The sequence below is a fragment of the Paraglaciecola polaris LMG 21857 genome, assembly GCF_000315055.1.
GTDB classification, from domain to species: Bacteria; Pseudomonadota; Gammaproteobacteria; order Enterobacterales; family Alteromonadaceae; genus Paraglaciecola; species Paraglaciecola polaris.
In genome coordinates this window covers 1-2,816 of sequence record NZ_BAER01000055.1, presented here as the reverse complement: position 1 = coordinate 2,816, position 2,816 = coordinate 1, and the positions used below count along the sequence as shown (strand labels likewise).

Below are 2,816 nucleotides of genomic sequence, written 5' to 3'. Positions count from 1 at the left end.
CATAATTATTTATAATTCATCCCCCACTAAGCACGTCAGGTGCTGACAACTTTTAACTATCTTCTGATGGGTGTCCTGATAATTCGATGAGTGTCCTGATAATTCTTGGGTTTTCAACACTGCGCAAATCACCACACTTAACATGGATGTCTTTGCAATTTTTTGATTACTACCAACTGGCAACGCCTAATAGTCACACCCGGCTCAGCAGCTATCGCGCTGATCGCTGGCATTATTCTATGCCTGCGTGTGTTGGGTTGAGGAATGAAGCAAGTTAGATTTAACCAACCCTGTTGGTCAATATTATTGATATGAAAAATTCTACATTTCTGGGCATCCATTTTTCCTATATGCTCGGTCTTGATGAAGGTGTATCAAAGGGATTTTTATGAGTCAAACAGGTATCTACGAGCAACTAATTACTCAGTTAGTTGAACAGAATTTAGATCGAGATTCTTTTTATGTTGGCGAACGATCGTTAGAAGCAGCAGAGGCCGCAACTTGGTTATCCCGTTTCTTAACTCGTATTATTGAAATTGCTATGGACTCAATACCCTATAGTGAAAAGAGAGTCTATGAGCAGATAAACCTAGCCAATACTATTGTGCGTTGGCTCAGCAAACACATTAAAGATGAAGAACTAATTAGCGAAAACCTATTAGATAGCCAAGGTAAGATACTCACTGCTTTATTTGATAAAACCAATCCCATAGCTGCCGACATTTCAAAATATGTTGAGTCAATTATGCCAATAACTGGCCTCACGCAGAGTGAATTATTTTGTGGTAGCAACGTTGGGGTCTCACTAGAAACAGAAATAAAAAGGGAAATTCAATCTTCTGACAAAATATACTGGCTGGTGTCATTTATTAAATGGGCGGGCATTCGAATATTTAAAAATGAATTAGAGTATTTTGCTCGTAGCGGTAAGCAGTTAAAAGTTATTACTACATCTTACATGGGAGCGACCGATGCTAAAGCAGTAGAGTTTTTAGCCTCGTTACCCAATACGGAAGTAAAGCTTAGTTACAATACAAATCGTGAAAGGCTTCATGCAAAGTCCTATTTATTTATGCGGAATACAGGATTTCATACTGGTTATATTGGCTCATCTAATCTCTCTCATTCAGCTTTAACAAGTGGTTTGGAATGGAATCTCAAAATTACTTCACAGGAAATTCCCCACATAATAGAAAAGTCACTTAGCACATTCGAAACCTATTGGGAGTCACCAGATTTTGAGCACTTTGATGGCGAAGTAGAAAGCCGAGAAAAATTGAAAGATGCGTTACTAGAAGCTAAAGGCAGTGTAAATGGTAGCTCATCTCGTTTTTATTTTGATATAAAACCACATTCCTATCAGCAAACAATTTTAGAAAAACTCAAAGTTGAACGTGAACTCCATAATCGACATAAAAATTTAGTCGTTGCTGCAACAGGTACGGGTAAAACCATTATTTCTGCATTTGACTTTGCACGTTTCTATGCTGAAAACCCCACAGCTCATTTTTTATATATTGCACACAGGGAAGAAATTCTAAAACAAGCGTTGAGTGCTTACCGAGGGGTATTAAAAAACAGTACCTTCGGTGAGTTGTGGGTTGGAAATCACAAACCAAGTAAATATCAGCACTTATTCGCCTCGATCCAAAGCCTAAATAATCAATTAAACAATCTTACTTTAGGTGAAGATTACTTTGATTATATAGTGATTGATGAAGTACATCACATAGCAGCAATCAGCTATCGCGGCCTATTAAAGCATTTCACTCCACAAATACTATTAGGCTTAACGGCTACACCTGAGCGGCATGATGGAACAGATATTCTGAGTGACTTTTGCAATACCATTGCTGCAGAAATTAGGTTACCAGAGGCAATTAATCAACGACACCTTTCGCCGTTTCAATACTTTGCAACTGATGACAATACAGATTTAACGCAAATTTCATGGTCAAAAGGGCGGTATGATATTGCCGAACTAACAGATCTTTATACGCACAACAATCAACGTGTTTTACGTATTCTACAAAGCCTTGATGAAGTAGTTACCGATATATCGCAAATGCGAGCATTGGCGTTTTGTGTCAGTAAAGAGCATGCCACTTTCATGGCGCAAAAATTTACGCTACAAAATATTGCTTGTGATGTACTCACCAGCGACAACAGTAAAGATCGTGAAACTCAACAACAGCGCCTAAAATCGAAGCAAATCAACGTGCTGTTTGTAGTAGATATATTTAACGAAGGCGTGGATATACCTGACTTAGATACCTTGTTATTTTTACGGCCCACAGAAAGCTTAACTATTTTCTTACAGCAACTTGGTCGTGGCTTACGCCTAACTGATGATAAGGAATGTTGCACAATAATAGATTTTGTTGGTAACTCGCGTCCTGAATACGACTTTTCTCATAAATTTAGAGCCTTAGTTGGTAAAACAAATCAAGGAATTGAAAAAGAAGTTAAGCAGGGCTTCCCCAATCTTCCGCTAGGTTGTCGTATTGAGTTACAAGAAAGAACTCAAGCCATGATCTTAACCAACATTCGCCAAGCAACACTTAATAAAAACAAGTTAATTAGCTTAATAATCAACTTTCCTCATGTCACCAACTTACCTTTAACTCTTACTAATTTTTTGGTGATTCATCCCAATATTACTCTGGAAAATATATTCAAAATTAAGATAGGTAAATTTGGTGGATGGAATGCATTACTTGCAGCAAGTAAAAATAAAAAAATAGCGCCAGATAATAACGAACTTTATGCCGCATATTACAGAGCCGTCAATAATAGACTGTTGAACTGTTCCTCAC

General features: G+C 37.6%; 1 protein-coding gene. It reads left to right on the top strand.

Annotated elements, in window-relative coordinates; genetic code table 11:
* Window positions 1–388 precede the first annotated feature (388 nt).
* Window positions 389–2,816 (top strand): DEAD/DEAH box helicase family protein (locus GPLA_RS11405; protein ID WP_040514574.1); only part of this gene is annotated, 2,428 nt, incomplete at its 3' end.